The organism is Pseudomonas sp. LBUM1676 (assembly GCF_059695605.1).
This window is the reverse complement of record NZ_CP166777.1, coordinates 6,621,897-6,644,642: the sequence shown is the minus strand read 5'-3', so window position 1 is coordinate 6,644,642 and position 22,746 is coordinate 6,621,897. Positions and strand designations below refer to the sequence as shown.

At 60.8% G+C, this 22,746-nt stretch carries 23 protein-coding genes, 1 other RNA gene and 1 pseudogene; 13 read left to right on the top strand and 12 right to left on the bottom strand.

What is annotated here, in order from left to right:
- Positions 1-4: 4 nt before the first annotated feature.
- The gene (locus tag ACA041_RS30750; RefSeq protein WP_497439174.1) at positions 5-982 is read right to left on the bottom strand and encodes an NADPH:quinone oxidoreductase family protein; all 978 of its coding nucleotides are present in this window, start codon (positions 980-982) and stop codon (positions 5-7) included.
- A 150-nt stretch (positions 983-1,132) separates the two neighbouring features.
- On the opposite strand from ACA041_RS30750, the gene ACA041_RS30745 reads away from it, so the two are divergent.
- Positions 1,133-1,540 (top strand): flagellar basal body-associated protein FliL, encoded by a 408-nt coding sequence (locus ACA041_RS30745; protein ID WP_497439173.1) that lies wholly within the window; start codon positions 1,133-1,135, stop codon positions 1,538-1,540.
- 125 nt (positions 1,541-1,665) lie between these two features.
- On the opposite strand, the gene ACA041_RS30740 is transcribed toward ACA041_RS30745, so the two are convergent.
- Complete coding sequence (locus tag ACA041_RS30740; RefSeq protein WP_497439172.1) at positions 1,666-2,118, bottom strand: EVE domain-containing protein; 453 nt, start codon at positions 2,116-2,118, stop codon at positions 1,666-1,668.
- Positions 2,119-2,313: 195 nt separating this feature from the next.
- Between ACA041_RS30740 and ACA041_RS30735 the strand changes: the two genes are divergently transcribed.
- Positions 2,314-2,469: a hypothetical protein gene (locus tag ACA041_RS30735; protein WP_497439171.1), complete on the top strand. Its 156-nt coding sequence runs from the start codon at positions 2,314-2,316 to the stop codon at positions 2,467-2,469.
- Between the two features lie 36 nt (positions 2,470-2,505).
- Here the strand turns inward: ACA041_RS30735 and ACA041_RS30730 are convergent, their stop codons facing one another.
- The 4 genes from ACA041_RS30730 to ACA041_RS30715 form a co-directional block, all read right to left on the bottom strand.
- Positions 2,506-3,111, bottom strand: a complete 606-nt coding sequence (locus tag ACA041_RS30730) for a 5-formyltetrahydrofolate cyclo-ligase (RefSeq protein ID WP_497439170.1) — start codon at positions 3,109-3,111, stop codon at positions 2,506-2,508.
- A gap of 84 nt (positions 3,112-3,195) precedes the next feature.
- A non-coding RNA gene (ssrS, locus tag ACA041_RS30725) (6S RNA) lies at positions 3,196-3,374 on the bottom strand.
- 30 nt (positions 3,375-3,404) lie between these two features.
- Positions 3,405-3,722, bottom strand: a complete 318-nt coding sequence (locus tag ACA041_RS30720) for a cell division protein ZapA (protein WP_007942435.1) — start codon at positions 3,720-3,722, stop codon at positions 3,405-3,407.
- Positions 3,719-3,928, bottom strand: a complete 210-nt coding sequence (locus ACA041_RS30715; protein WP_497439169.1) for a TIGR02449 family protein — start codon at positions 3,926-3,928, stop codon at positions 3,719-3,721. The genes ACA041_RS30720 and ACA041_RS30715 overlap by 4 nt, the downstream gene beginning before the upstream one ends.
- A gap of 195 nt (positions 3,929-4,123) precedes the next feature.
- On the opposite strand from ACA041_RS30715, the gene ACA041_RS30710 reads away from it, so the two are divergent.
- The 10 genes and pseudogenes from ACA041_RS30710 to gcvP all read left to right on the top strand — a co-directional run bounded on the left by ACA041_RS30710 (position 4,124) and on the right by gcvP (position 16,321).
- A complete protein-coding gene (locus tag ACA041_RS30710; protein WP_497439168.1) occupies positions 4,124-4,681 on the top strand; it encodes a YecA/YgfB family protein in 558 nt (185 codons plus the stop codon).
- Positions 4,682-4,708: 27 nt separating this feature from the next.
- Positions 4,709-6,043 (top strand): Xaa-Pro aminopeptidase, encoded by a 1,335-nt coding sequence (pepP, locus tag ACA041_RS30705; RefSeq protein ID WP_497439167.1) that lies wholly within the window; start codon positions 4,709-4,711, stop codon positions 6,041-6,043.
- Positions 6,040-7,227 (top strand): 2-octaprenyl-6-methoxyphenyl hydroxylase, encoded by a 1,188-nt coding sequence (gene ubiH, locus ACA041_RS30700; protein WP_497439166.1) that lies wholly within the window; start codon positions 6,040-6,042, stop codon positions 7,225-7,227. Before pepP ends, ubiH begins: the two co-directional genes overlap by 4 nt.
- A 7-nt stretch (positions 7,228-7,234) precedes the next feature.
- Positions 7,235-7,327 (top strand): annotated as a pseudogene (locus ACA041_RS30695) (tetrameric acyl-CoA thioesterase); the annotation flags it as partial.
- Between the two features lie 9 nt (positions 7,328-7,336).
- Positions 7,337-8,557 carry a 2-octaprenyl-3-methyl-6-methoxy-1,4-benzoquinol hydroxylase gene (locus tag ACA041_RS30690; protein WP_497442202.1) on the top strand — a complete coding sequence of 407 codons (1,221 nt, stop codon included), beginning with the start codon at positions 7,337-7,339 and terminating at the stop codon, positions 8,555-8,557.
- Between the two features lie 174 nt (positions 8,558-8,731).
- Complete coding sequence (locus ACA041_RS30685; RefSeq protein ID WP_150765623.1) at positions 8,732-9,736, top strand: extracellular solute-binding protein; 1,005 nt, start codon at positions 8,732-8,734, stop codon at positions 9,734-9,736.
- A gap of 229 nt (positions 9,737-9,965) precedes the next feature.
- On the top strand, positions 9,966-11,582 hold the full coding sequence (locus tag ACA041_RS30680; RefSeq protein ID WP_497439165.1) for an ABC transporter permease: 1,617 nt from the start codon (positions 9,966-9,968) through the stop codon (positions 11,580-11,582).
- A gap of 156 nt (positions 11,583-11,738) precedes the next feature.
- Positions 11,739-12,821 carry a glycine cleavage system aminomethyltransferase GcvT gene (gcvT, locus tag ACA041_RS30675; RefSeq protein ID WP_497439164.1) on the top strand — a complete coding sequence of 361 codons (1,083 nt, stop codon included), beginning with the start codon at positions 11,739-11,741 and terminating at the stop codon, positions 12,819-12,821.
- A 50-nt stretch (positions 12,822-12,871) separates the two neighbouring features.
- Positions 12,872-13,255, top strand: coding sequence for a glycine cleavage system protein GcvH (gene gcvH / locus ACA041_RS30670; RefSeq protein WP_497439163.1), 384 nt, complete (start codon positions 12,872-12,874; stop codon positions 13,253-13,255).
- 192 nt (positions 13,256-13,447) lie between these two features.
- Positions 13,448-16,321: an aminomethyl-transferring glycine dehydrogenase gene (gene gcvP / locus ACA041_RS30665; protein ID WP_497439162.1), complete on the top strand. Its 2,874-nt coding sequence runs from the start codon at positions 13,448-13,450 to the stop codon at positions 16,319-16,321.
- A gap of 177 nt (positions 16,322-16,498) precedes the next feature.
- Here gcvP and ACA041_RS30660 read toward each other — a convergent pair whose 3' ends face one another.
- The 5 genes from ACA041_RS30660 to ACA041_RS30640 all read right to left on the bottom strand — a co-directional run bounded on the left by ACA041_RS30660 (position 16,499) and on the right by ACA041_RS30640 (position 20,584).
- On the bottom strand, positions 16,499-16,816 hold the full coding sequence (locus tag ACA041_RS30660) for a DUF2388 domain-containing protein (RefSeq protein ID WP_008081461.1): 318 nt from the start codon (positions 16,814-16,816) through the stop codon (positions 16,499-16,501).
- 68 nt (positions 16,817-16,884) lie between these two features.
- A complete protein-coding gene (locus tag ACA041_RS30655) occupies positions 16,885-17,334 on the bottom strand; it encodes an NfeD family protein (protein ID WP_497439161.1) in 450 nt (149 codons plus the stop codon).
- Positions 17,335-17,341: 7 nt separating this feature from the next.
- Positions 17,342-18,262 (bottom strand): SPFH domain-containing protein, encoded by a 921-nt coding sequence (locus tag ACA041_RS30650; RefSeq protein WP_008150402.1) that lies wholly within the window; start codon positions 18,260-18,262, stop codon positions 17,342-17,344.
- 108 nt (positions 18,263-18,370) lie between these two features.
- Positions 18,371-20,155: a type IV pilus assembly ATPase TfpB gene (gene tfpB, locus ACA041_RS30645; protein ID WP_497439160.1), complete on the bottom strand. Its 1,785-nt coding sequence runs from the start codon at positions 20,153-20,155 to the stop codon at positions 18,371-18,373.
- 90 nt (positions 20,156-20,245) lie between these two features.
- Positions 20,246-20,584 carry an ACT-like domain-containing protein gene (locus tag ACA041_RS30640; RefSeq protein WP_497439159.1) on the bottom strand — a complete coding sequence of 113 codons (339 nt, stop codon included), beginning with the start codon at positions 20,582-20,584 and terminating at the stop codon, positions 20,246-20,248.
- Between the two features lie 126 nt (positions 20,585-20,710).
- Here ACA041_RS30640 and ACA041_RS30635 point away from each other — a divergent pair, with 126 nt between their 5' ends.
- Positions 20,711-21,175, top strand: coding sequence for an Lrp/AsnC family transcriptional regulator (locus ACA041_RS30635; protein ID WP_497439158.1), 465 nt, complete (start codon positions 20,711-20,713; stop codon positions 21,173-21,175).
- A 98-nt stretch (positions 21,176-21,273) separates the two neighbouring features.
- On the opposite strand, the gene ACA041_RS30630 is transcribed toward ACA041_RS30635, so the two are convergent.
- Entirely contained in the window at positions 21,274-22,641 is a 1,368-nt protein-coding gene (locus ACA041_RS30630; protein WP_497439157.1) for a CYTH domain-containing protein, read from the bottom strand.
- Between the last annotated feature and the right edge of the window lie 105 nt (positions 22,642-22,746).

Genomic DNA, 22,746 nt, shown 5'->3' with positions numbered 1-22,746 from the left:
AGATTCAGCGAACCTGCACCACCACCTTGCCCACCGCCTTGCGCTGACCCAGGTCATTGATCGCCTGCGCCGCATTGCTCAGCGGATACACCTGCGACACCAGCGGCGTCAACTTGCCCTCGGCAAACCAGCCGAACAGTTGCTGGAAGTTCGCTGCATTGTCCTGCGGCTGGCGCTGGGCAAACGAGCCCCAGAACACGCCGACCACGGCGGCACCTTTAAGCAGGGCCAGGTTTACCGGTAATTCCGGGATGCGTCCGCTGGCGAACCCGACCACCAGCAGGCGGCCGTTCCAGGCGATGGCGCGGATGGCTTGATCGAACAGGTCGCCGCCCACCGGATCGTAGATCACGTCGGCACCCTGGCCGTCGGTCAGGCGCTTGATTTCGTCCTTGAGGCTGGTTTCGCTGTAGTTGATCAGCTCGTCAGCGCCGGCAGCCTTGGCCACGGCGAGTTTTTCCGCGCTACTGGCGGCGGCGATCACACGGGCGCCCATGGCTTTGCCGATCTCCACCGCGGCCAGGCCGACACCGCCGGACGCGCCGAGCACCAGCAGGGTTTCACCGGGTTGCAGCTGGCCCCGCTGCTTGAGCGCGTGCATCGAGGTGCCGTAGGTCATGCTGAAAGCGGCGGCGGTGTTGAAGTCCATGGACGGCGGGATCGGCAGCACGTTATAGCCCGGCACCGCGACCTGTTCGGCAAAGCTGCCCCAGCCGGTCAGGGCCATGACCCGGTCGCCGACTTTCAGGTGGCTGACCTTTTCGCCCACCGCACTGACCACGCCCGCCGCTTCGCCGCCTGGGGAAAACGGGAAGGGCGGCTTGAACTGGTATTTGCCCTCGATGATCAGCGTGTCCGGGAAATTCACCCCGGCGGCGTGCACCTCCAGCAGGACTTCATTCTTCTTCGCGACAGGACTGGCGACGTCTTCCAGCACCAGCGATTCGGCAGGGCCGAAGGCTTTGCACAGCACGGCTTTCATCAGGGCTATTCCTTTGGGAGTGATGGCCGATAAGTGTAGGTGTGTGAGTCGATGGGTCAACGAGCATGCCCCGCCCTGATAAGCCGCCATAAGCTTGTGCTGGCGCCGCGAGTCGTTATGCTAGGCCGCAAACCGGATAAGGAGCGAATTGTGAAAGCGTGGATCATGTTGTTGCTGGCCCTGTCTCTGCCCGTGGCAGCGATGGCCGAAGAAGCCGAAGAAGGTGCAGCGCCGAAGGTCAACTACATCACGCTGAGCCCGCCCTTCGTGGGCAACTATGGGCTGGACGGGACGCCGAAGCTCAGGGTCTACAAGGCTGATGTGGCCTTGCGGGTGACTGGGGATGAGGCGACCAAACTGGTGAAAGCCAACGAACCGTTGATTCGTAATCAACTGGTGGCGCTGTTTGCGCAGCAGACGACTGAGGCGATGAACAACGTCGAGGCCAAGGAGAAGCTGCGTCAGGAGGCGTTGAAGCAGACTCAGCAAGTGATGAGCGATGAGACCGGGAAGCCGGTGGTTGAGGATTTGTTGTTCAACAACTTGATCATTCAATAAGTTTCTCGTTGTCCGGGCCGGCCTCTTCGCGAGCAGGCTCGCTCCCACAGGGGATCTCCAGTGAATTCAGATCCAGTGTGGGAGCGAGCCTGCTGGCGAAGACATCCTTATTGTCGCTGCAAGGCTCAAGCCCGTAACGCAATCACTGCCGCCCACTGCTCCGCCGTCACCGGCATCACCGACAATCGTGAGCCTTTCTGCACCAACGGCATCTCCGCCAACGCCGTCTGCTGCTTCAGATAATCCAGCTTCAGCACCTTGGAAAATGTCTCCACATGCGCGACATCAATCGCGCTCCAGGCGTTTTTCTCTGCCGTTGCCTTCGGATCGTAGTAATGACTTTCGGGATCCAGCGCCGTCGGGTCGGGATACGCGGCTTCGATAATCTTGCCGATCCCGGCAATTCCCGGCTCCGGGCAGCTGGAGTGATAGAAGAAAAACTCATCGCCTACCGCCATGGCCCGCAAAAAATTACGCGCCTGATAGTTGCGAACCCCGTCCCAACGCGCTTTGCCAAGCTTCTCCAAACCCTTGATCGAGAGTTCATCGGGCTCCGATTTCATCAGCCAATAGGCCATGGTTTTTGCTCCTTGCGAAGTGAGTGGGCAAGTTGTCCGGCAATTTTATGACAAACCGACGGTCGGTTGACGCCAGCGTTTGCGTGTCGGTTCACGTTGTCGCAGAATGCCGCCCTTCTTAGCTTGACGCTGCCGCACGGCCTACAACGGAAACCGCTGCTGTCATCGTGTTGATGTGCCTTTGGGGGGCAATCGATGAAACGCAAACCGGATTTACTATGGATTTTGGTGATTTTGTTCGGCCTCGGCGTCGTCACCACCGGCTATGCCCAAAGCCTGTGGAACAACACGCCCGATGCACCGATCGGGATTGCGCAGCAGCAGCAACAGCCGTCGGCCTTCAAGCGCTGAGGCTGTCTTTTCGACGCCGCTGATGTGCAGTGGCGTCTAGCCTGCGTAATACCAGGCCTTGTCCGTCACCGTTCCCTGCAACGGCACATCCCAGCTCGCCTGAGCCAAGCGCTCGACCTTCTGACATTCATGGGCCAGCCCCAATAACGTCGGCTTGCGCCAGTTCTTGCGTCGCGCCAGGTAGGCCAGGCTGCGATCGTAGAAGCCACCGCCCATGCCCAGGCGTCCTCCGACATCGTCAAACCCGACCAGTGGCAACAACACCAGGTCCAGCGCCCAGACTTTGCGTTGCCGGGCGAGGTTATGCCGGGGTTCGAGAATGCGAAAACGATTGGGTTTGAGCTTTTCGCCCGGGCGTATTCGCTGGAACACCATCTTGGTTCGCGGCCAGGCACTGAGCACCGGCAAATAGGTAGCCTTGCCTCGACGTTGCGCAGCACGCAGCACCACGCGCGGATCGATTTCACCGTCGGTAGGCAGGTACAGCGAGATGTGTCTGGCGCGCCGAAACAAGGGTTGTTGTGCCAATTGCTTGTACAGCCCGCGAGCCGCCTGGCGCTGTTGACTGGGGGTCAATGCGCGGCGGGCCTTGCGCAGCATGCGTCGAAGTTGCGGGCGGGGCAGCAGCGCAGGTTCGGTCATGAAATCGGGCTCGCGGGGCAGGTACGTAAAGCGTACCCGTAAAAAAGCCGATGCCGGTATTTAAACCGGCATCGGACTGGAATCAGGCTCCCCGGATGAACCGCTGCTGACTTAGCCCTTGAACCCGAAAGTTCAAGGTGGAAGATGCAGTAGGCTTTAAGGCTTTCCGTCTAGCGGACATGCACACCAGCCCAACGTGCAACTTCCAGGGTAGTGCGAATCGGCTCAGGGACGTGGTCAACTGGCAAGCACCCCAGGGAGTGTTGCGAGTATACCTCAAGCGGTGAGACGAATCAGCCCTTGGTGACGTCCGGATCGGTAGCGAGCACCAGATCGACGCGATCCAGCAGGTCGCGGACCTGCTCGCGGGTCGAACCGCTGGCCTGCACATCCGGTCGTTCTTCCTTGTGCAGAAGATCGTGAGTGATGTTCAGCGCGGCCATCACGGCGATGCGATCGGCGCCGATGACTTTGCCGCTGCTGCGGATTTCGCGCATCTTGCCGTCCAGGTAGCGGGCGGCACTCACCAGGTTGCTGCGCTCTTCCTGGGGGCAGATGATCGAATATTCTTTATCGAGGATCTGCACGGTAACGCTATTGCTTGAACTCATGAGTCTTGCTCCAGGGCCTTGAGGCGCGAAATCATCGATTCGACCTTACGCCGGGCGATTTCATTTTTTTCAATGAGGTGCGCGCGTTCCTCGCGCCAGGTCTTTTCCTGAGCTAATAGGAGTCCGTTTTGACTCTTAAGTTGCTCGACACGGTTAATTAGCAGTTCGAGTCTGGCCATCAGCGCTTGCAGGTCATTGTCTTCCATTGTCTTCACTGTCTGATGGGTGTTGGACTTGTAGGAGCGAGCTTGCTCGCGATGAGCCCGAGAACGCCGCGGGGTGTCAGGTACCCAACGTTATCGTTGGCGACCATCGCGAGCAAGCTCGCTCCTACAGGGGTAGTCGATGTAGGATACAAGGCCTTCATTCTAGACATAGCGCCGTCTGGCGCCTAGCTGCCCATGCCCATTCAGAATTCTCCGTACCAAGCCTTCGCCACACTGCTGAAAACCAGCGGCCATCCCGCCTCGCCTGCCGAATTGCATGGCCTGCTGCTCGGCCGCAGTTGCGGCGGTGCCGGGTTCGAAGCCGACAGCTGGTTGGCCGATGCCGCCGAGCTGCTCGAAGGCGAGCCGCAAGAAAACGTTCGCAATGCCTTGATCGGCCTGCAAGAGATGGTCAAGGGCGAGCTGACCAGCGACGACATGACCGTGGTCCTGCTGTTGCCGACCGACGACGCTCCGCTCACCGAGCGTGCGGCGGCACTGGGGCAATGGTGCCAAGGCTTCCTCGCCGGCTTCGGTCTGACCTATCGCGACAACGCCCTGAGCCCGGAAGCCAGCGAAGTGCTGCAGGATCTGGCGGCCATCGCCCAGGTGCAAGACGCCCTGGAAGAGTCCGACGATGGCGAGAGCGACTACATGGAAGTCATGGAATACCTGCGCGTCGCGCCGCTGCTGCTGTTCACCGAAACCCGAAAGCCGGACGCGGCGGCTGCCGCCAAACCGTCTTTGCACTGATAGCGAGCCAGGAATAGCCATCTGCCCATGATTCATATCCCGAAATCGGAATACAGCCGTCGCCGCAAGGCCCTGATGGCGCAGATGGTACCCAACAGCATCGCCATTCTGCCCGCCGCCGCGGTGGCCATCCGCAACCGCGACGTCGAGCACGTCTACCGTCAGGACAGCGACTTCCAGTACCTCAGCGGTTTTCCCGAGCCCCAGGCCGTCATTGTGCTGATGCCCGGTCGCGAACACGGCGAATACGTGCTGTTCTGCCGTGAACGCAACGCCGAACGAGAGCTGTGGGACGGCCTGCGTGCCGGCCAGGAAGGCGCGATCCGCGACTTCGGCGCCGACGATGCCTTTCCCATCACCGACATCGACGACATCCTGCCGGGCCTGATCGAAGGTCGCGACCGGGTGTATTCGGCCATGGGCAGCAATCCGGAATTCGATCGGCACCTGATGGACTGGATCAACGTGATCCGCTCTAAAGCGCACCTTGGTGCCCAGCCACCGAACGAATTCGTTGCCCTGGATCATCTGTTGCACGATATGCGCCTGTATAAATCGGCGGCAGAAGTGAAGGTGATGCGCGAGGCCGCGCGGATTTCCGCCCAGGCGCATATCCGCGCGATGCAGGCCGGCCGGGCCGGGCTGCATGAGTTCAGCCTCGAAGCCGAGCTGGATTACGAATTCCGCAAGGGCGGGGCGAAAATGCCAGCCTACGGTTCGATCGTCGCATCGGGGCGCAACAGCTGCATCCTGCACTACCAGCAGAATGACGCGGTGCTCAAGGACGGTGATCTGGTGCTGATCGATGCCGGCTGCGAGATCGATTGCTACGCCAGCGACATCACCCGCACCTGGCCGGTCAGCGGCAAATATTCAGCGGAACAGAAGGCGATCTACGAATTGGTGCTGGCGGCGCAAGAAGCCGCCTTTGCCGAAATCGCCCCGAACAAACACTGGAATCAGGCCCACGAAGCCTCGGTCCGGGTGATTACCGCCGGGCTGGTGAAGCTGGGCCTGTTGCAGGGCAATGTCGACGAGTTGATCGCCAGCGAAGCCCATAAAGCGTTTTACATGCACCGTGCCGGCCACTGGTTGGGTATGGATGTGCACGACGTCGGCGAATACAAAGTCGGTGGCGAATGGCGCGTGCTGGAAGTCGGCATGGTGCTGACGGTGGAACCGGGTATCTACATCGCCCCGGACAACCAGAATGTGGCGAAGAAATGGCGCGGCATTGGCGTGCGCATCGAGGACGACGTGGTGGTGACCAAGAACGGTTGTGAAATCCTGACCAACGGCGTGCCGAAAACGGTCGTCGAGATCGAAGCCTTGATGGCCGCCGCACGGACACAAGCGGCATGAGTCGAGTCAATCTGGCAATCATCGGTGGCGGCCTGGTCGGCGCCAGTCTGGCGTTGGCCTTGCAGGCAGGGGCCAAGGCCCGTGGCTGGAAGATCGTGCTGATCGAACCCTTTGCTCCGGGCGATACCTATCAGCCGAGCTACGATGCCCGTTCTTCGGCGCTGTCCTACGGCGCCCGGCAGATTTATCAACGGCTGGGCGTGTGGCAGGAAATTTCCCGCCGCGCCGAGCCGATCAAGCAGATTCATGTCTCCGACCGCGGGCGATTCTCGACCGCGCGACTGTCGGCGATGGAAGAGGGCGTACCGGCGCTGGGCTATGTGGTGGAAAACGCCTGGCTCGGCCAATGCCTCTGGCAAGGCCTGGACAAGGAGGTGATCAGCTGGCGTTGTCCGGCGGAAGTCACGCGCATGGAGCCGCTGACCGATGGCTATCGCCTTGTCCTCAACGATGAAACCACCCTGGAATGCGACCTCGCGGTACTCGCTGATGGCGGCCGCTCCGGCCTGCGCGAGCAACTGGGGATCGGCATCAAGAAACGCCCCTATAACCAGAGCGCGCTGATCGCCAACCTCACACCGAGTGAAGCGCACAACGGCATGGCCTTCGAGCGCTTCACCGACGACGGCCCGATGGCGTTGCTGCCACTGCCGGACAACCGCTGCGCGCTGGTCTGGACCCGTCTGGGCATGGACGCGCAACGGCTGGCGGCCCTTGATGAGCGAAGTTTCCTCAGCGAATTGCAGGGCGTGTTCGGCTATCGCCTCGGTACCTTGAAGCAGGTTGGCGCACGGCATCTGTATCCGCTGTCACTGATCGAGGCCGAAGAACAGGTGCGTCCGCACCTGGCGATTCTTGGCAACGCGGCTCACAGCCTGCACCCGATTGCAGGGCAAGGTTTCAATTTGTCCCTGCGCGATGCCCAGGCACTGGCCGATGCGCTGCTGACCAGCGAAAACTCTCCCGGCGACTTTGCCACCTTGCAGGCGTACCGAGAACGCCAGCGTCTGGATCAGAGCCTGACCGTGGGTTTCTCCGATCAGGTCACCCGCCTGTTCGGCAGCACCCAGCCACTGGTTTCCCTGGCCCGCAATATCGGCCTGCTCGGTCTCGATCTGCTGCCTCCGGCCAAGCGCTGGTTCGCCCGGCAAGCCATGGGGCTGGGTACGCGTTCTGATGTTTAAGCGTTCGCAGATCGATATTCACGACGGCTCCGGCACTCTGGTGGCGCGGGTCGAGAAAACCCTTTACATGCGGCGCAGGCCGCAAGCGAGACAGGCTTAAAGCATGGATATGCGTGCAGATCTGCTGATTGTCGGGGCCGGAATGGTCGGCAGCGCCCTGGCGCTGGCGTTGCAGGGCAGCGGGCTGGAAGTCTTGCTGCTGGACGGCAGCCCGATGAGTGTCAAACCCTTCGATAGGCAGGCGCCGTTCGAACCGCGGGTGAGCGCGCTGTCGGCCGCCAGCCAGCGAATCCTCGATCGCCTGGGCGTGTGGGATGGCATCGCCGATCGGCGCTGCAGTCCTTACACCGACATGCATGTCTGGGACGGCAGCGGTACCGGGCAGATCCACTTCTCGGCGACCAGCGTGCATGCGAATGTGCTCGGGCATATCGTCGAGAACCGCGTGGTGCAGGATGCCTTGCTCGACCGCCTGCACGACTGCGATTTGGGGATGCTGGCCAATGCGCGTCTGGAGCAGATGCGTCGCTCCGGCGACGACTGGCTGCTGACCCTGGCCGATGGCCGCACCTTGCGCGCGCCGCTGGTGATTGCCGCCGATGGGGCCAATTCGGCGGTGCGGCGCCTGACAGGCATGGCGACCCGCGAGTGGGATTACCTGCATCATGCGATCGTTACCAGCGTGCGCAGCACCGAGCCTCATCAAATGACCGCCTGGCAGCGTTTCACCGATAACGGTCCGTTGGCCTTTCTGCCGTTGGAGCGTGATGGCCAGCAGGACTGGTGCTCGATCGTCTGGTCGACCACCCCGAATGATGCCGAACGCCTGATGGCGCTGGACGATGCAGGCTTCTGCAAGGAGTTGGAACGCGCCTTCGAAGGTCGGCTCGGTACGGTGCTCAGCGTCGACCCGCGCCTGTGTGTGCCGCTGCGTCAGCGCCATGCCAAGCGCTATGTGGCTGAAGGCCTGGCGCTGATCGGCGATGCGGCCCACACCATTCATCCATTGGCCGGACAGGGCGTGAACCTGGGTTTCCTCGATGCCGCCGTGCTCGCCGAGGTGCTGCTGCAAGCCGCTGGCCGCGGCGAGCGCCTGGCGGATGCGAAAGTGCTCAGTCGTTACGAGCGTCGGCGCATGCCGCATAACCTGGCGTTGATGGCGGCGATGGAGGGTTTCGAGCGCTTGTTCCAGGCCGATCCGTTGCCTGTGCGCTGGTTGCGTAATACGGGGTTGAAGATGGTTGACCGGATGCCGGAGGCCAAGGCGTTGTTTGTGCGTGAGGCGTTGGGGTTGATCGGAGATTTGCCGGCACTGGCCAAGCCAACCTGAGATCTTCGCTGAGGCTGACGGCCTCTTCGCGAGCCTGCTCGGGATGGCGTCGGCACATCCACCACAATTTCAAACTGTGCAACATCTGGTTACTCCTCCGCCAACTGTTCGATTGAGAAGGTAAATGTGAGTCCTTATCATTTGCCTCACTTCTTCAATTGAGAGACCGCCCCCATGTTGGCACCAAAGCGTCTATTGACCGCACTGGCCCTGACCCTGATCGGCAGCACCCTTGCCCAGGCCGCCGACGAGGTGGTGGTTTACTCCTCGCGTATCGACGAGCTGATCAAGCCGGTGTTCGATGCCTACACCGCGAAAACCGGGGTGCAGGTGAAGTTCATCACGGACAAGGAAGCGCCGCTGATGCAGCGGATCAAGGCCGAGGGCGAGAACGCCACTGCCGATCTGCTGCTGACCGTCGATGCCGGCAACCTCTGGCAGGCCGAGCAAATGGGCATCCTGCAGCCCTTCACCTCGAAAACCATCGACGCCAACATTCCGCTGCAATACCGCTCTTCCGCCCATGCCTGGACTGGCCTGAGCCTGCGGGCGCGGACCATCGCCTATTCCACCGATCGGGTGAAACCCGGTGAGCTGACCACTTACGAAGGTCTGGCCGACAAGAACTGGGAAGGCCGCTTGTGCCTGCGCACAGCGAAGAAGGTCTATAACCAGTCCCTGACCGCCACCATGATCGAAGTCCACGGCGCCGATAAAACTGAGAAGATCCTCAAGGGCTGGGTCAACAACCTGTCCACCGACGTGTTCTCCGATGACGTTGCGGTGCTGGAAGCGATCAACGCGGGCCAGTGTGACGTCGGCATCGTCAACACCTACTACTACGGCCGTCTGCACAAGCAGAAGCCCGATCTGGCGGTAAAACTGTTCTGGCCAAACCAGGGCGACCGTGGCGTGCACGTCAACCTGTCGGGCATCGGCCTGACCAAACACGCCCCGCACCCGGAAGCGGCCAAGGCGCTGGTCGAGTGGATGACCACGCCTGAAGCACAGAAGATCTTCGCCGACGTGAACCAGGAATTCCCGGCCAATCCTGCCGTGCAGCCTTCCGCTGAAGTGGCGAGCTGGGGCAAGTTTGTCGCCGATACCTTGCCGGTGGAAATTGCCGGCAAGCGCCAGGCTGAAGCGATCCGCATGATGGATCGGGCTGGCTGGAACTGACCCCTGCCTTTTGGCGAGCGAGCTTGTCTGTGGCGAGGGAGCTTGCTTGTGGCGAGGGAGCTTGCTCCCGCTGGGTTGCGAAGCGACCCTGAAGGCATCGGGTGCCGCTCGATCAAAAGGATCTGTTAATCTCCAGCGGCTGCTTCGCAGCCGAACGGGAGCAAGCTCCCTCGCCACAAAGTGAGGCTGACTGCAGACTGCGTCGGCGCCCGATTTCTAGAGAGTTTCCTTGGCCCACCCCGCCCAACGCCGCTGGTATCCCCTGGTCTTCGCCATCGCTGCGCTGGTCCTGCTGCCCCTCAGTGTCTTGCTGTTGTCATGGCATACCATCGATCAACAGATCTGGTCCCACCTCTGGGACACCCAGATGTCGCGCCTGCTGGGTAACACCCTGACGCTGGTGCTCGGTGTCGGCGTCGGCGTTACGATCCTGGGCGTCAGCCTGGCCTGGCTCACCAGCCTCTGCGAATTTCCCGGTCGGCGCTGGCTGGACTGGGCCTTGATGCTGCCGTTCGCGATTCCCGCTTACGTGCTCGCATTCGTCTTTGTGGGGCTGCTGGATTTTGCAGGCCCGGTACAAAGCTTGCTGCGCGAATGGTTCGGTACCGGTATCAGGCTGCCGCGAGTGCGTTCCACTGGCGGAGTCATTCTGGTGCTGGTGTTGGTCTTTTATCCCTATGTCTACCTGTTGGCGCGAACCGCGTTCCTCGCTCAGGGCAAAGGCTTGATGGAAGCGGCGCGGGTTCTCGGGCAATCCCCTTGGCAGGCGTTCTGGCGAGTGGCCTTGCCGATGGCTCGCCCAGCGATAGGCGCGGGCGTGGCATTGGCGCTGATGGAAACCCTGGCGGATTTCGGCGCCGTGTCGGTGTTCAATTTCGACACGTTCACCACCGCCATCTACAAAACCTGGTACGGCTTTTTCAGCCTTTCGACCGCTGCGCAATTGGCCAGCCTGCTGCTGCTGGTGGTGATGCTCGTCTTGTATGGCGAGCGTCGTGCGCGCGGGGCCAATCGGGCGAGCAACGAGCGACCCCGGGTCAAAGCGTTGTACCACCTGCATGGCTTCAAGGCGCTGGCCGCCATGGGTTGGTGTGGTCTGGTATTCGCTTGTGCCTTCGTGATTCCGATGCTGCAACTGGTGGTGTGGTTCTGGCAGCGCGGTCGCTTCGATCTGGATGAGCGTTACGCCGGGCTGATCGTGCATACCTTGTACCTGGGCGGCATGGCGGCGTTGATCACCGTCAGTGTGGCGTTGGTGCTGGCGTTTGCCCGACGCCTGGCGCCCACCCGCGCCATCCGTTCCGGCGTCAGCCTGGCCAACCTCGGCTACGCCTTGCCTGGTTCGGTGCTGGCGGTGTCGATCATGCTGGCGTTCAGTTATCTGGATCGCGAGCTGGTGATCCCGCTTTCGAGCTGGCTGGGTGGTGCCGGCAAACCCTTGCTACTGGGCAGTCTGTCGGCGTTGTTGCTCGCCTATCTGGTGCGTTTCATCGCCGTGGCTTATGGGCCGCTGGAAAGCAGTCTGGCGCGAATACGGCCATCTTTGCCCGAAGCGGCACGTAGCCTTGGGGTGAGTGGCCCACGACTGTTTTTCAAAGTGTATCTGCCGTTATTGGTGCCCGGCACCTTGAGCGCCGCGTTACTGGTGTTCGTCGACGTGCTCAAGGAAATGCCGGCAACCCTGCTGATGCGCCCGTTTGGCTGGGACACGCTGGCGGTGCGCATCTTTGAAATGACCAGCGAAGGGGAGTGGGCGAGGGCCTCGCTGCCGGCACTGACGCTGGTGTTGGTCGGCTTGTTACCGGTCATCGGATTGATACGGCGTTCGGCACATCGAAACAGCTAGGTGTCAGTCCTACACCTTGAGGCTACAATGCGCGGCATTCGGTGCGGCCCGTCCTACAGACCAGGTAGCTGAAATCGGCTGGAAGCCTTTTATTTCAAGGCTTTCACCCCGTGTAGCACCTGTCCGCACCTTCGCCACGCCCGGAAGGAGAAACCCATGGGACAGCGCACGCCTTTGTATGACCTTCATCTCGCTCTCGGCGCGAAGATGGTCGATTTTGGCGGTTGGGATATGCCTTTGCATTACGGCTCGCAGGTCGAGGAACACCATCAGGTGCGCCGCGATTGCGGGGTTTTCGATGTATCCCACATGACCGTGATCGATGTCGTCGGCCCCCAGGCCAAGACCTGGCTGCAGTATTTACTGGCCAATGACGTCGAACGCCTGCACAGCCCCGGCCGTGCCTTGTACAGCACCATGCTCAATGAGCGCGGGGGCATCGTCGACGACATGATTGCCTATCGGCTCGAAGATGGTTATCGGCTGGTGGTCAACGCCTCCACGCGTAATCAGGACCTGGCCTGGATGCAGGCCCACCTCGGCGACTACGAAGTCCGGCTCAATGAGCGTTCGGAGTTGGCGATGCTGGCCATTCAAGGTCCCCAGGCCCGGCCCAAAATTGCGGAACTGGTGAGCCAGTCCCGCGGCAATCTGATCCAGTTGCTCAAGCCATTCGAAGGCCAGTCCGACGGTGACTGGTTCATCGCGCGTACCGGTTACACCGGTGAAGATGGCCTGGAAATCGTTCTGCCGGCCGACCAGGCGCCAGGCTTCTTCAACGATCTGGTGGGCGCAGGCATTTCTCCGATCGGCCTTGGCGCTCGGGATACCTTGCGGGTCGAGGCCGGCATGAATCTTTACGGTCAGGACATCGATCAAGACGTTTCACCGCTGGCCTCCAATATGGCCTGGAGCATTGCCTGGGAACCGGCCACACGTCAGTTCATCGGTCGCACGGCCCTTGAGGCCGAGCGGGCCGCTGGTGTACAGCATAAACTGGTCGGTCTGGTCCTTGAGGAGCGTGGAGTTTTGCGCGCTCATCAGGTGGTTCGCATCGCCAATGTTGGCGAAGGGGAGATCACCAGTGGTAGTTTCTCTCCTACGCTTAGCAAGTCGATAGCACTGGCGCGCGTGCCGATGGCCACTGCCGACCGCGCTGAAGTGGAAATCCGTGGCAAGTGGTACCCGGTCCGAGTGGTCAAACCGACCTTCGTACGCCATGGCAAAACCTTGATCTAACCTTTTCTGGCGGGCAACGACCGCTGACATTTTTCTTGAGGACACAGAATATGAGCGATATCCCTGCCGACCTGCGTTTTGCCGAAAGTCACGAATGGGCCCGCCTGGAAGCCGACGGCACCGTCACCGTGGGCATCAGCGATCACGCTCAGGAAGCCCTGGGTGACGTGGTGTTCGTCGAGCTGACCGAAGTCGGGAAAGTCTTCGCAGCCGGTGATCAATCCGGTGTGGTTGAGTCGGTTAAAGCCGCATCCGATATCTATTCTCCGGTTGCCGGTGAAGTGATCGCGATCAACGAAGAGCTGAGCGCTAACCCGGAGCTACTCAACTCCGATCCGTATGGCGCGTGGATCTTCAAGCTCAAGCCAAGCAACGCCGGCGATTTGGACAAGCTGCTCGATGCGGCTGGCTACAAGGCTGCCATCGGCGAATAAGCCTCAAGCGTCATCCCAAAGCCCCGACTTGTCGGGGTTTTTTTGTGGACGCTGAAAATCCGGTGTGGGAGCGGCGGTGCGGCGATCCGACTTGCTCGCGAAGGCGGTGTATCAGGTAGCATCGATATCGACTGCTATGCTGGTTTGACCGTGTTGCATCGACGTTGAGCGCCAGTCAAGAGAGAGCCCGTCATGTCCCAGTTGCCGTCCTTGAGCCAATTACGCGACCCCAATGCCTTCCTCCGCCGTCACCTCGGACCCGATGCCGCCGAGCAGCAGGCGATGCTCGACAGTCTCGGCCTTGGCAGCCGGGTCGAGTTGATCGAGCAGACAGTGCCGCCCGGAATCCGCCTGAACCGGGCGCTTGACCTGCCACCAGCACTTGACGAAGAAGCCGCGCTGGCCAAGCTGCGGGGTTACGCCGAGCAGAACCAGGTCTGGACCAGCCTGATCGGAATGGGCTACCACGGCACCCTCACGCCGGCAGTCATTGTGCGTAACGTGCTGGAAAATCCCGGTTGGTACACCGCCTACACGCCGTATCAGCCGGAGATCGCCCAGGGACGGCTCGAAGCGCTGCTCAATTTCCAGCAATTGACCATCGACCTCACTGGCCTGGAACTGGCCAATGCCTCGCTGCTCGATGAAGCCACTGCCGCGGCGGAAGCCATGGCCCTGGCCAAGCGTGTCGCCAAATCCAGGAGCAATCTGTTCTTCGTCGATGAAAACTGTCACCCGCAGACGATTTCCGTGGTGCAGACCCGGGCCGAAGGCTTCGGTTTCGAGCTGATCATCGACACTGTGGATAACCTGAAACAGCACCAGGTATTCGGCGCGTTGCTGCAATACCCCGATACCCACGGCGAAATTCCCGACTTGCGGCCGTTGATCGATCACCTGCATGCCCAGCAGGCCCTGGCCTGCGTCGCTACCGACCTGCTGAGCCTGTTGTTGCTGACGCCGCCGGGTGAGTTGGGCGCCGACGTGGTGTTCGGTTCATCCCAGCGCTTCGGTGTGCCCATGGGTTACGGTGGCCCGCATGCGGCATTTTTTGCCAGTCGTGACGAGTACAAGCGAGCGATTCCAGGGCGGATCATCGGAGTCTCGAAAGACGCTCGCGGCAACACGGCGTTGCGCATGGCCCTGCAAACCCGCGAACAACACATCCGTCGGGAGAAGGCGAACTCGAACATCTGCACCGCCCAGGTGCTGCTGGCCAATATTGCCAGTTTCTATGCGGTCTACCACGGCCCGGAAGGGTTGAAGCGGATTGCCCAGCGCGTCCACCGGCTGACCTGCATCCTGGCTACCGGCCTGGAACGCCACGGCATTACCCGCCTCAACCAACACTTCTTCGATACCTTGACCCTGGACGTTGGCGGAACCCAGACCGCGATCATCGAAAGTGCCCAAGCGGCACAGATCAACCTGCGCATTCTCGGGCGCGGGCAATTGGGCTTGAGCCTGGACGAAACCTCTGACGAAGCCACAGTGGCAAAGTTGTTCGATGTGTTCCTCGGTGCCGATCATGGGCTGAATGTCGAGGAACTGGATGCTGAAACGCTGATCTTTGGCATTCCCGAAGGTCTGCGTCGCAGCTCGCCTTATCTGCGCCATCCGGTGTTCAACGCTCATCACAGCGAAACCGAGATGCTGCGTTATCTCAAGCAACTGGAGAACAAGGACCTCGCGCTCAACCAGTCGATGATCCCGCTGGGCTCCTGCACCATGAAACTCAATGCCACCAGCGAGATGATCCCCATCACCTGGCCGCAATTCGCCAATCTGCACCCGTTCGTTCCAAAGGAGCAGGCGGTTGGTTATTCCCTGATGATCGAGGAGCTTGAGCGCTGGCTTTGCGCGATCACCGGTTTCGATGCGATCTGCATGCAGCCCAATTCTGGCGCTCAGGGTGAATACGCCGGGTTGCTGGCGATCCGCAAATACCATGAAAGCCGTGACCAGGGCGCCCGGGACATCTGCCTGATCCCGTCCTCCGCCCACGGCACCAACCCGGCGTCGGCGCAAATGGCCGGCATGCGGGTGGTGATCGTCGAATGCGACGAGGCGGGGAACGTCGACCTCAATGACCTCAAGGAAAAAGCCACGGATGCCGGGGATAAACTCGCCTGCCTGATGGCGACTTATCCTTCGACCCACGGCGTGTACGAGGAAGGCATCAGCGAGATCTGCGAAGTCATCCACAGTCATGGCGGCCAGGTGTACATGGACGGCGCCAATCTCAATGCGCAAGTCGGGCTGGCCCGGCCGGCCGACATTGGCGCCGACGTATCGCACATGAACCTGCACAAGACGTTCTGCATTCCCCATGGTGGAGGCGGGCCGGGGATGGGGCCGATTGGCGTGCGCGCACATCTGGCGCCGTTCGTGGCCAATCACCCGGTGATACCGATCGAAGGACCCTTGCCGGAAAACGGCGCAGTCAGCGCCGCGCCCTGGGGCAGTGCGAGCATTCTGCCGATTAGCTGGATGTACATCGCAATGATGGGGCCGCAACTGGCTGATGCCAGCGAGGTGGCGATTCTTGCCGCGAATTACCTGGCACAGCATCTGTCCGGGGCGTTTCCGGTCCTCTATTCCGGGCGCAACGACCGGGTGGCCCACGAATGCATCCTCGACCTGCGGCCACTCAAGGCACTGACCGGGATCAGCGAAGAAGACGTGGCCAAGCGCCTGATGGACTACGGCTTCCATGCGCCGACCATGTCGTTTCCGGTGCCGGGCACCTTGATGGTCGAGCCGACCGAGAGTGAATCGAAGGCAGAGCTGGACCGTTTTATCGCAGCGATGCTGAGCATTCGCGCGGAAATCACCGAGGTGCAGAACGGCAACTGGTCGGCCGAAGACAACCCGCTCAAACGTTCGCCGCACACTTTGGCCGATATTACCGGGGTTTGGGAGCGGCCTTACAGCATCGAGAAGGCGGTGACGCCGGATGCGCACACCAAGGCGCACAAGTATTGGCCGGTGGTGAATCGCGTCGATAACGTCTATGGCGACCGGAATCTGTTTTGTGCGTGTGTGCCGGTGGATGAGTACCGCTGACAGTTCGCAATACACATAACCAATGTGGGAGCGAGCCTGCTCGCGAATGCGGTGCAACAGTCGCTGGTGATTTCGACTGATCCACCGCATTCGCGAGCAGGCTCGCTCCCACAGGGGGGGGTGCGTGGACAAAAAAATGCCGCTCATGGGAGCGGCATTTTTTGTTCAGCTGAAAGCTTATTCCGAAGCGACCGCATTCTTCGCCAGAATCGCATTCGCCAATTCCATGTCCGTGGCCTGCAGGCCCGGGTTGTCGGCGCGGACTTTCTGCATCGCAGCTTCCAGATACGGGCCGCGGATGCCGCCGTCACTGGCGACGAAGCTACCGGCATCGTCCTGGGCGGCAATGATCAACTTGTGATCCTTGAAAGTCAGGTAAGTCGAGCCGGTGGTCGCACCGGAAGAGATGACGTTACGCCAAAAGCTGTCGGCCATCGCCGAACCTACAGGAAGGGACAGCAATGCGAGGGTAGCGACAGCAAGTTTGAGACGCATATAGGGTGACTCCACTGGTTAACTACGGCTTTTGATTGCCAACCACCCGGTCGAGTTCCCATCAGGGCTCATTCAGCCGGCTCGACCAGCAAGACGGAACCCTGCTGCTCGATCACGCGAACACGGCTACCTTGCGCGGCGTCGGGCCCTCGAGCCATCCATACGCCGTCGGCGACCTTGATCTTGCCACGGCCATCGACAATCGCCTCATGCACCACAAAGGTTCTGCCGATCAGTTCCTGGCCGCGCAGATTCAGGTTCGGCTGATCACTGTCTCGAACGGCGCTGCGTTGGCGCCTCCACCAGTACAGCGCGGTTGCGATCGAGAGCAGGCCGAACAGCAGGAACTGCAACTCCCAGGACATGTCCGGCACGATAAAGGTCAACACACCGACCGCGGCGGCCGCCATGCCGATCCACAGCAAATAGCCGCCGGCGCCGAACACTTCGAGAATCAGCAGCACGGTGCCCAATGCCAGCCAGTCCCAGAACGACAAATGCTGCAGAAATGCCCACATAGGCGCCTCAGGCTTTCTTGTTATCGAATGTGGCCTTGACGATTTCGCCGATACCACCAACCGCACCGATCATCGAACTGGCCTCGAGCGGCATCAGGATCACTTTGCTGTTGTTCGCCGAAGCCAGTTTGCCCAAGGCATCGATGTACTTCTGTGCGACGAAATAGTTGACCGCCTGCACGTTGCCGCCGGCAATGGCTTCGGACACCACCTTGGTGGCCTGGGCTTCAGCTTCGGCTTGACGTTCACGGGCTTCGGCTTCGAGAAATGCCGCCTGGCGACCCCCCTCCGCCTCCAGAATCTGCGCCTGCTTCTTGCCTTCGGCGGTAAGAATCGCCGCGGCGCGCAGGCCTTCGGCTTCAAGAATCTGCGCACGCTTGATCCGCTCGGCCTTCATCTGCCCCGACATCGCTGCCATAAGGTCCGCAGGAGGACTGATGTCCTTGATCTCGATCCGCGTGATCTTGATGCCCCACGGTGCCGTGGCTTCGTCGACGGTGCGCAGCAGCTTTTCATTGATCCCGTCACGCTGGCTGAGCATCGCGTCGAGCTCCATGGAGCCGAGCACAGTGCGGATGTTGGTTTGCAGCAGGTTGCGGATCGCGTGCTCGAGGTTATTGACCTCATAGGCGGCCTGGGCGGTGTTGACCACCTGGAAGAAGCACACCGCGTCGATCTGCACCGTGGCGTTATCGGCGGTGATAACTTCCTGGGGCGGAATATCCAGCACGCTTTCCATCACATTGATCTTGCGGCCGATGCGGTCCATCACCGGAATGATGATGTTCAGGCCGGGCTTCAGGGTGTTGGTGTAGCGGCCGAAACGCTCGACCGTCCACTGGTAACCCTGGGGCACCACCTTGAACCCCATGAACAGAATGGCGACCACCAGGCCGACAAAAAGTAAAAGCACGCTACCGATCTGCATAACAATTCCCTGTCAATCAATGAAATTCCGATTGCAGGATTGTAGCGGCGCCGGTGGGGGATAAGTACCGTTAGTCGGCCCTTGCATCATCAGGAGACATAAAAGGATTCATTTCTGCTCGCTCTGCGGCGTCACTCGCAACACTTCCTCGATCGTGGTCAATCCCGCCGCGACTTTCTGTGCCCCCGACAGCCGCAGGCTGCGCATGCCTTCCTTGAACGCCTGGCGCCGCACTGCCAGCAGATCGGTGTCGGGGTTGATCAGCGCTTTGACGCCGTCAGTCAGCTGCATGATTTCGTAGACCCCGGCACGCCCGCGATAGCCGGTGTCGCGGCATTCCAGGCAGCCAATCGCGCGTTGGGCGTTGCCGGGCAAAGGCGCTTGCCAGGGTCTGGTCAAGGTTTGCCAGTCTTCTTCACTCAATGTCAGCGGCGCCTTGCAGTGCGGGCACAAGGTGCGGACCAGGCGCTGGGCCATGACGCCAAGCACCGTGGCCTTGATCAGGTAATGGGGCACGCCGAGCTCCAGCAGGCGGCTGATGGCGCTGGGTGCGTCGTTGGTGTGCAACGTCGAGAGCACCAGGTGACCGGTCAGGGCCGCCTGGATCGCCATTTCCGCGGTTTCCAGATCACGGATCTCGCCGATCATGATGATGTCCGGGTCCTGCCGCATCAGCGCGCGTACGCCGGCGGCGAACGTCAGGTCGATGTTGTGCTGGACCTGCATCTGGTTGAACGCCGGTTCGACCATTTCGATCGGGTCTTCGATGGTGCACAGGTTGACTTCCGGCGTCGCCAGTTTCTTGAGGGTGGTGTAGAGCGTGGTGGTTTTGCCCGAACCGGTCGGCCCGGTCACCAGGATGATGCCGTTGGGCTGGCTCGTCATGTCCTGCCAGCGGCGCAGGTCTTCGGCGGAGAAGCCCAGCTTGTCGAAATCCTTGAGCAGCACTTCCGGGTCGAAGATTCGCATGACCATTTTTTCGCCAAACGCCGTCGGCAAAGTCGACAGCCGCAGCTCTACTTCGCCGCCGTCCGGGGTCTTGGTTTTTACCCGGCCGTCCTGGGGTTTGCGTTTTTCCGCAACATTCATCCGCCCCAGGCTCTTCAGGCGGCTGACGATAGCCATGGTCACCTGCGGCGGGAACTGATAGACGTTGTGCAGCACGCCGTCGATGCGAAAGCGCACCGTGCCTTGCTCGCGCCGGGGTTCGATGTGGATATCGCTGGCTCGCTGCTGGAACGCGTACTGGAACAGCCAATCGACGATGTTGACGATGTGCGCATCGTTGGCGTCCGGTTCCTGGTCGCTTGCACCGAGGTTGAGCAACTGTTCGAAGTTGCCCAGGGTGTTGGTCTGCTGATCGGCGTTGGTCGCGCCGCTGACCGATTTGGCCAGGCGGAAAAACTCCACGCTGAAGCGCTGGATGTCCACCGGGTTGGCCACCACGCGTTTGATCGGCAGCTTCAATACGTGGGTCAGGTCCGCTTCCCAGCCGCTGACGTAGGGCTGGGCGCTGGCCACGGTCACCGCGTCACGGTCGACGGAAACCGCGAGAATCTTGTGGCGCTGGGCGAAGGCGTAAGACATCAGCGGGGTAATGGCCGCGACGTTGATTTTCAGCGGATCGATGCGCAGGTAAGGCTGGCCGGCCTGCTGCGACAGCCACAGGGTCAGGCTTTCCAGATCCAGATGTTTGCCGGGACGGCTGAGGTCGTCCAGGTGTTGGCTGGCGATGAATTCCAACGGGTGCAGCTGGCCATTGGCGGCGTGACGGCGTCGGGCATTGAGCGCGTGCTCGGCCGAGTCCTGGGTGATAAAGCCCTGGGCGACCAGCTCGCGCAGCAAATCATTGAGATCCAGCCAGCGGTCCTGAATGGCAAGTTGAACGGACATGCGGGCTCCTCATGAACAACAGTGCGCAAAGGATAGTCGCGGAGCCGCAAACCGTTGGGCCACTACCCGACGAAGCCGTGTCCGGTTTTTTCAACCCGCGGCCTGAGCCGTTGCGACCCATGCAGAATCAGCCGCTTGCAGCTCCACCGAGCAGACGCTGATCAGGTTACGTAATTTTTCCGCTATCACCTGGGCACGGTGCCAACTCAGGCCGCCCATGACGATGTCGATCGACAGCAGATCATCCATGCGTTGCACGTTGACCTGGTCGGGTGTCAGGCACTGCAGGGCGAACAGGTTGAGCGCGCGGCACAGCAGATCAGGTTCGGCCTCGGCCAGCAGTTGGTAATGGACGCGGCAGTGTGTGTTGCTGACGTTCCACACATCGGCACGGTTGAGCGGGGTGGTTACAGCTTCAAGATGCGGCATGGTCGGACTCCAAAATCACTGGAGAAATTTTTACATTCATTGCCCGGCATTTCTTATCTATGATGGGTCTTATTGTCGACTCGCCGAATTATTTAATTCGCAAATGTATTAATTAAGGGTTTATCTATGCACAGCGAGCTGGACAGCTATGACCGCAAAATTCTCGCGTTGCTGCAAGAGGACGCTTCTCTCTCCAGCGCTCAGATCGCCGAACAGGTGGGACTTTCGCAATCGCCATGCTGGCGGCGGATTCAACGGATGAAGGAGGAGGGGATCATTCGCGCTCAGGTGACCCTGCTTGATCGCAAGAAGATCGGTCTCAATACGCAGATCTTTGCCGAAATCAAACTCAACGCCCACGGGCGTTCGAACTTCACCGGGTTCACCGACGCGATTCGTGGTTTTCCCGAAGTGCTGGAGTGTTATGTGCTGATGGGGTCGGTGGATTTCCTGCTGCGGATCGTCACGGCGGACATCGAGGCGTATGAGCGGTTTTTCTTCGAGAAGCTGTCGATGGTGCCGGGGATCCAGGAGGTGAACTCGATTGTGGCTTTATCGGAGATCAAGTCGACCACCAGTTTGCCGGTCTGAAGTTTTGCGGTGAGTTTGCTGGACTCATCGCTAGCAGGCTAGCTCCCACAGGGGAACGCATTCCAACTGTGGGAGCCAGCCTGCTGGCGATGGCAGTCTTACATGCGCAGCAGCATCTTCCAGGCACGATTCTGATACACCGCAATCGCCTGCTGCTTACGCGCATCCAGGGACTCATCGGTGATCGGCTCGTTAGCCAGTTGCGCCAGTAGTTTCAGCTCGCCGTACAGGCGATCCATTTCCGCAATGTCCAACACGCCACGGGCATGGTGCAGCCAGGCCTGGATGCGCTCGATGCGCGGCAGTTGCTCGGCCAGGTCTTCCGGCTGTTGCTGATAGCGCTGCAACTGCAGGGAAGTCGCTTCTTCACCCAGCAGGCGTGGCAACCAGCTACCCAGTTGCGCAGCGCCCTGGCGATTGCCACGGACGTTGCGATCGGCAGCCCAGGTGCGGGCCAGCAACCAGCGCGAAGTGTTCAGGGAGAACAGGCCCCAGCGCGGGTCTTCCAGTTCTTCGAGGAACTGTTCCGGCGCGGCTTTACGCACGTCTTCATCGTCCAGGCCGGCTTGTATCAGCGGACGCCAGTCTTCCAGCAAGGCGTCCAGCGCGACCCGCAGATCGTGGGTCGACTGACGCGGAGCGGCTTGACCCAGGCTGCTGAGCAGCGCGCGCAATTCCGCCAGATTCTCGACCCAGTCCTGCAACAAACGCCAATGACCATTGAAGCGATACTGCTCGGCCAGGCGCTGGCTGCTGCTCAGCAAATGCCAGCTCAGGGCGGCGAATGCGTCATCCAGCGGGGTTTCGGCGTTGATCTGCGGTGCCGGCAGGCTCAACGAATAGCTGTGGGCGTCGTACAGGCGATAACCGCGCTCGGCTTTGCTGATGTCACACGGCATCAGGGCCAGGGTCGCGGCCAATTCGGCAGCCAGCTCCAGCAGGGCAGCCGGCTCGCCTTCGCGCAGTTCCAGCTCCAGCTCGCAGATTTCTTCTTTCTGCTTGCCGACCACCACGTGGCCCAAGTCCAGTGCGGCTTCGATGACCACTTTGGTTTTGCCGCGGCCCCAAGCGATTTCAGCGCGTTCGCGAACGAAATCGGTGGTGAAAATCGGCTTCAGGGTTTTCTTGTCAAGCTCTGCCAGCTCTTGAGGCCAGCATTCGCCGTCGAGTTTCTTGACGTCGAGCTTGGCTTTGGGCAGGTTCCAGTCGTATTCATTACGCACGGACAGACCGGCAACGCTCTGGCCGCGGGTCTTGAGGGTCTGGATCACTTCCTCGCCATCGCGGCGCAGGCGCAGGGCAACCTTGGCGCGCGCCAGGTCGCGCTCAGGCGTGTCGAAGTACTGGTTCATCAGTTCACGGCGTTCCCAGCCACTTTTGTTGCGTTTTTTCAGGAGCGGGTGCTCGCGCAGCGCGGCGAGGGTTTCGCGGCTGACGCGGAGTTTGATTTCGGTTTCTTTCTGCATGGCCGGAAAATCCAGGATCGGGAGCGCAGCCGGGGGAATGTGTGGCTGCCAAGGTCGTGCAGTGTACAGGACTCGTCCGAGATAGGGTCTGTTGACGCTGGACGA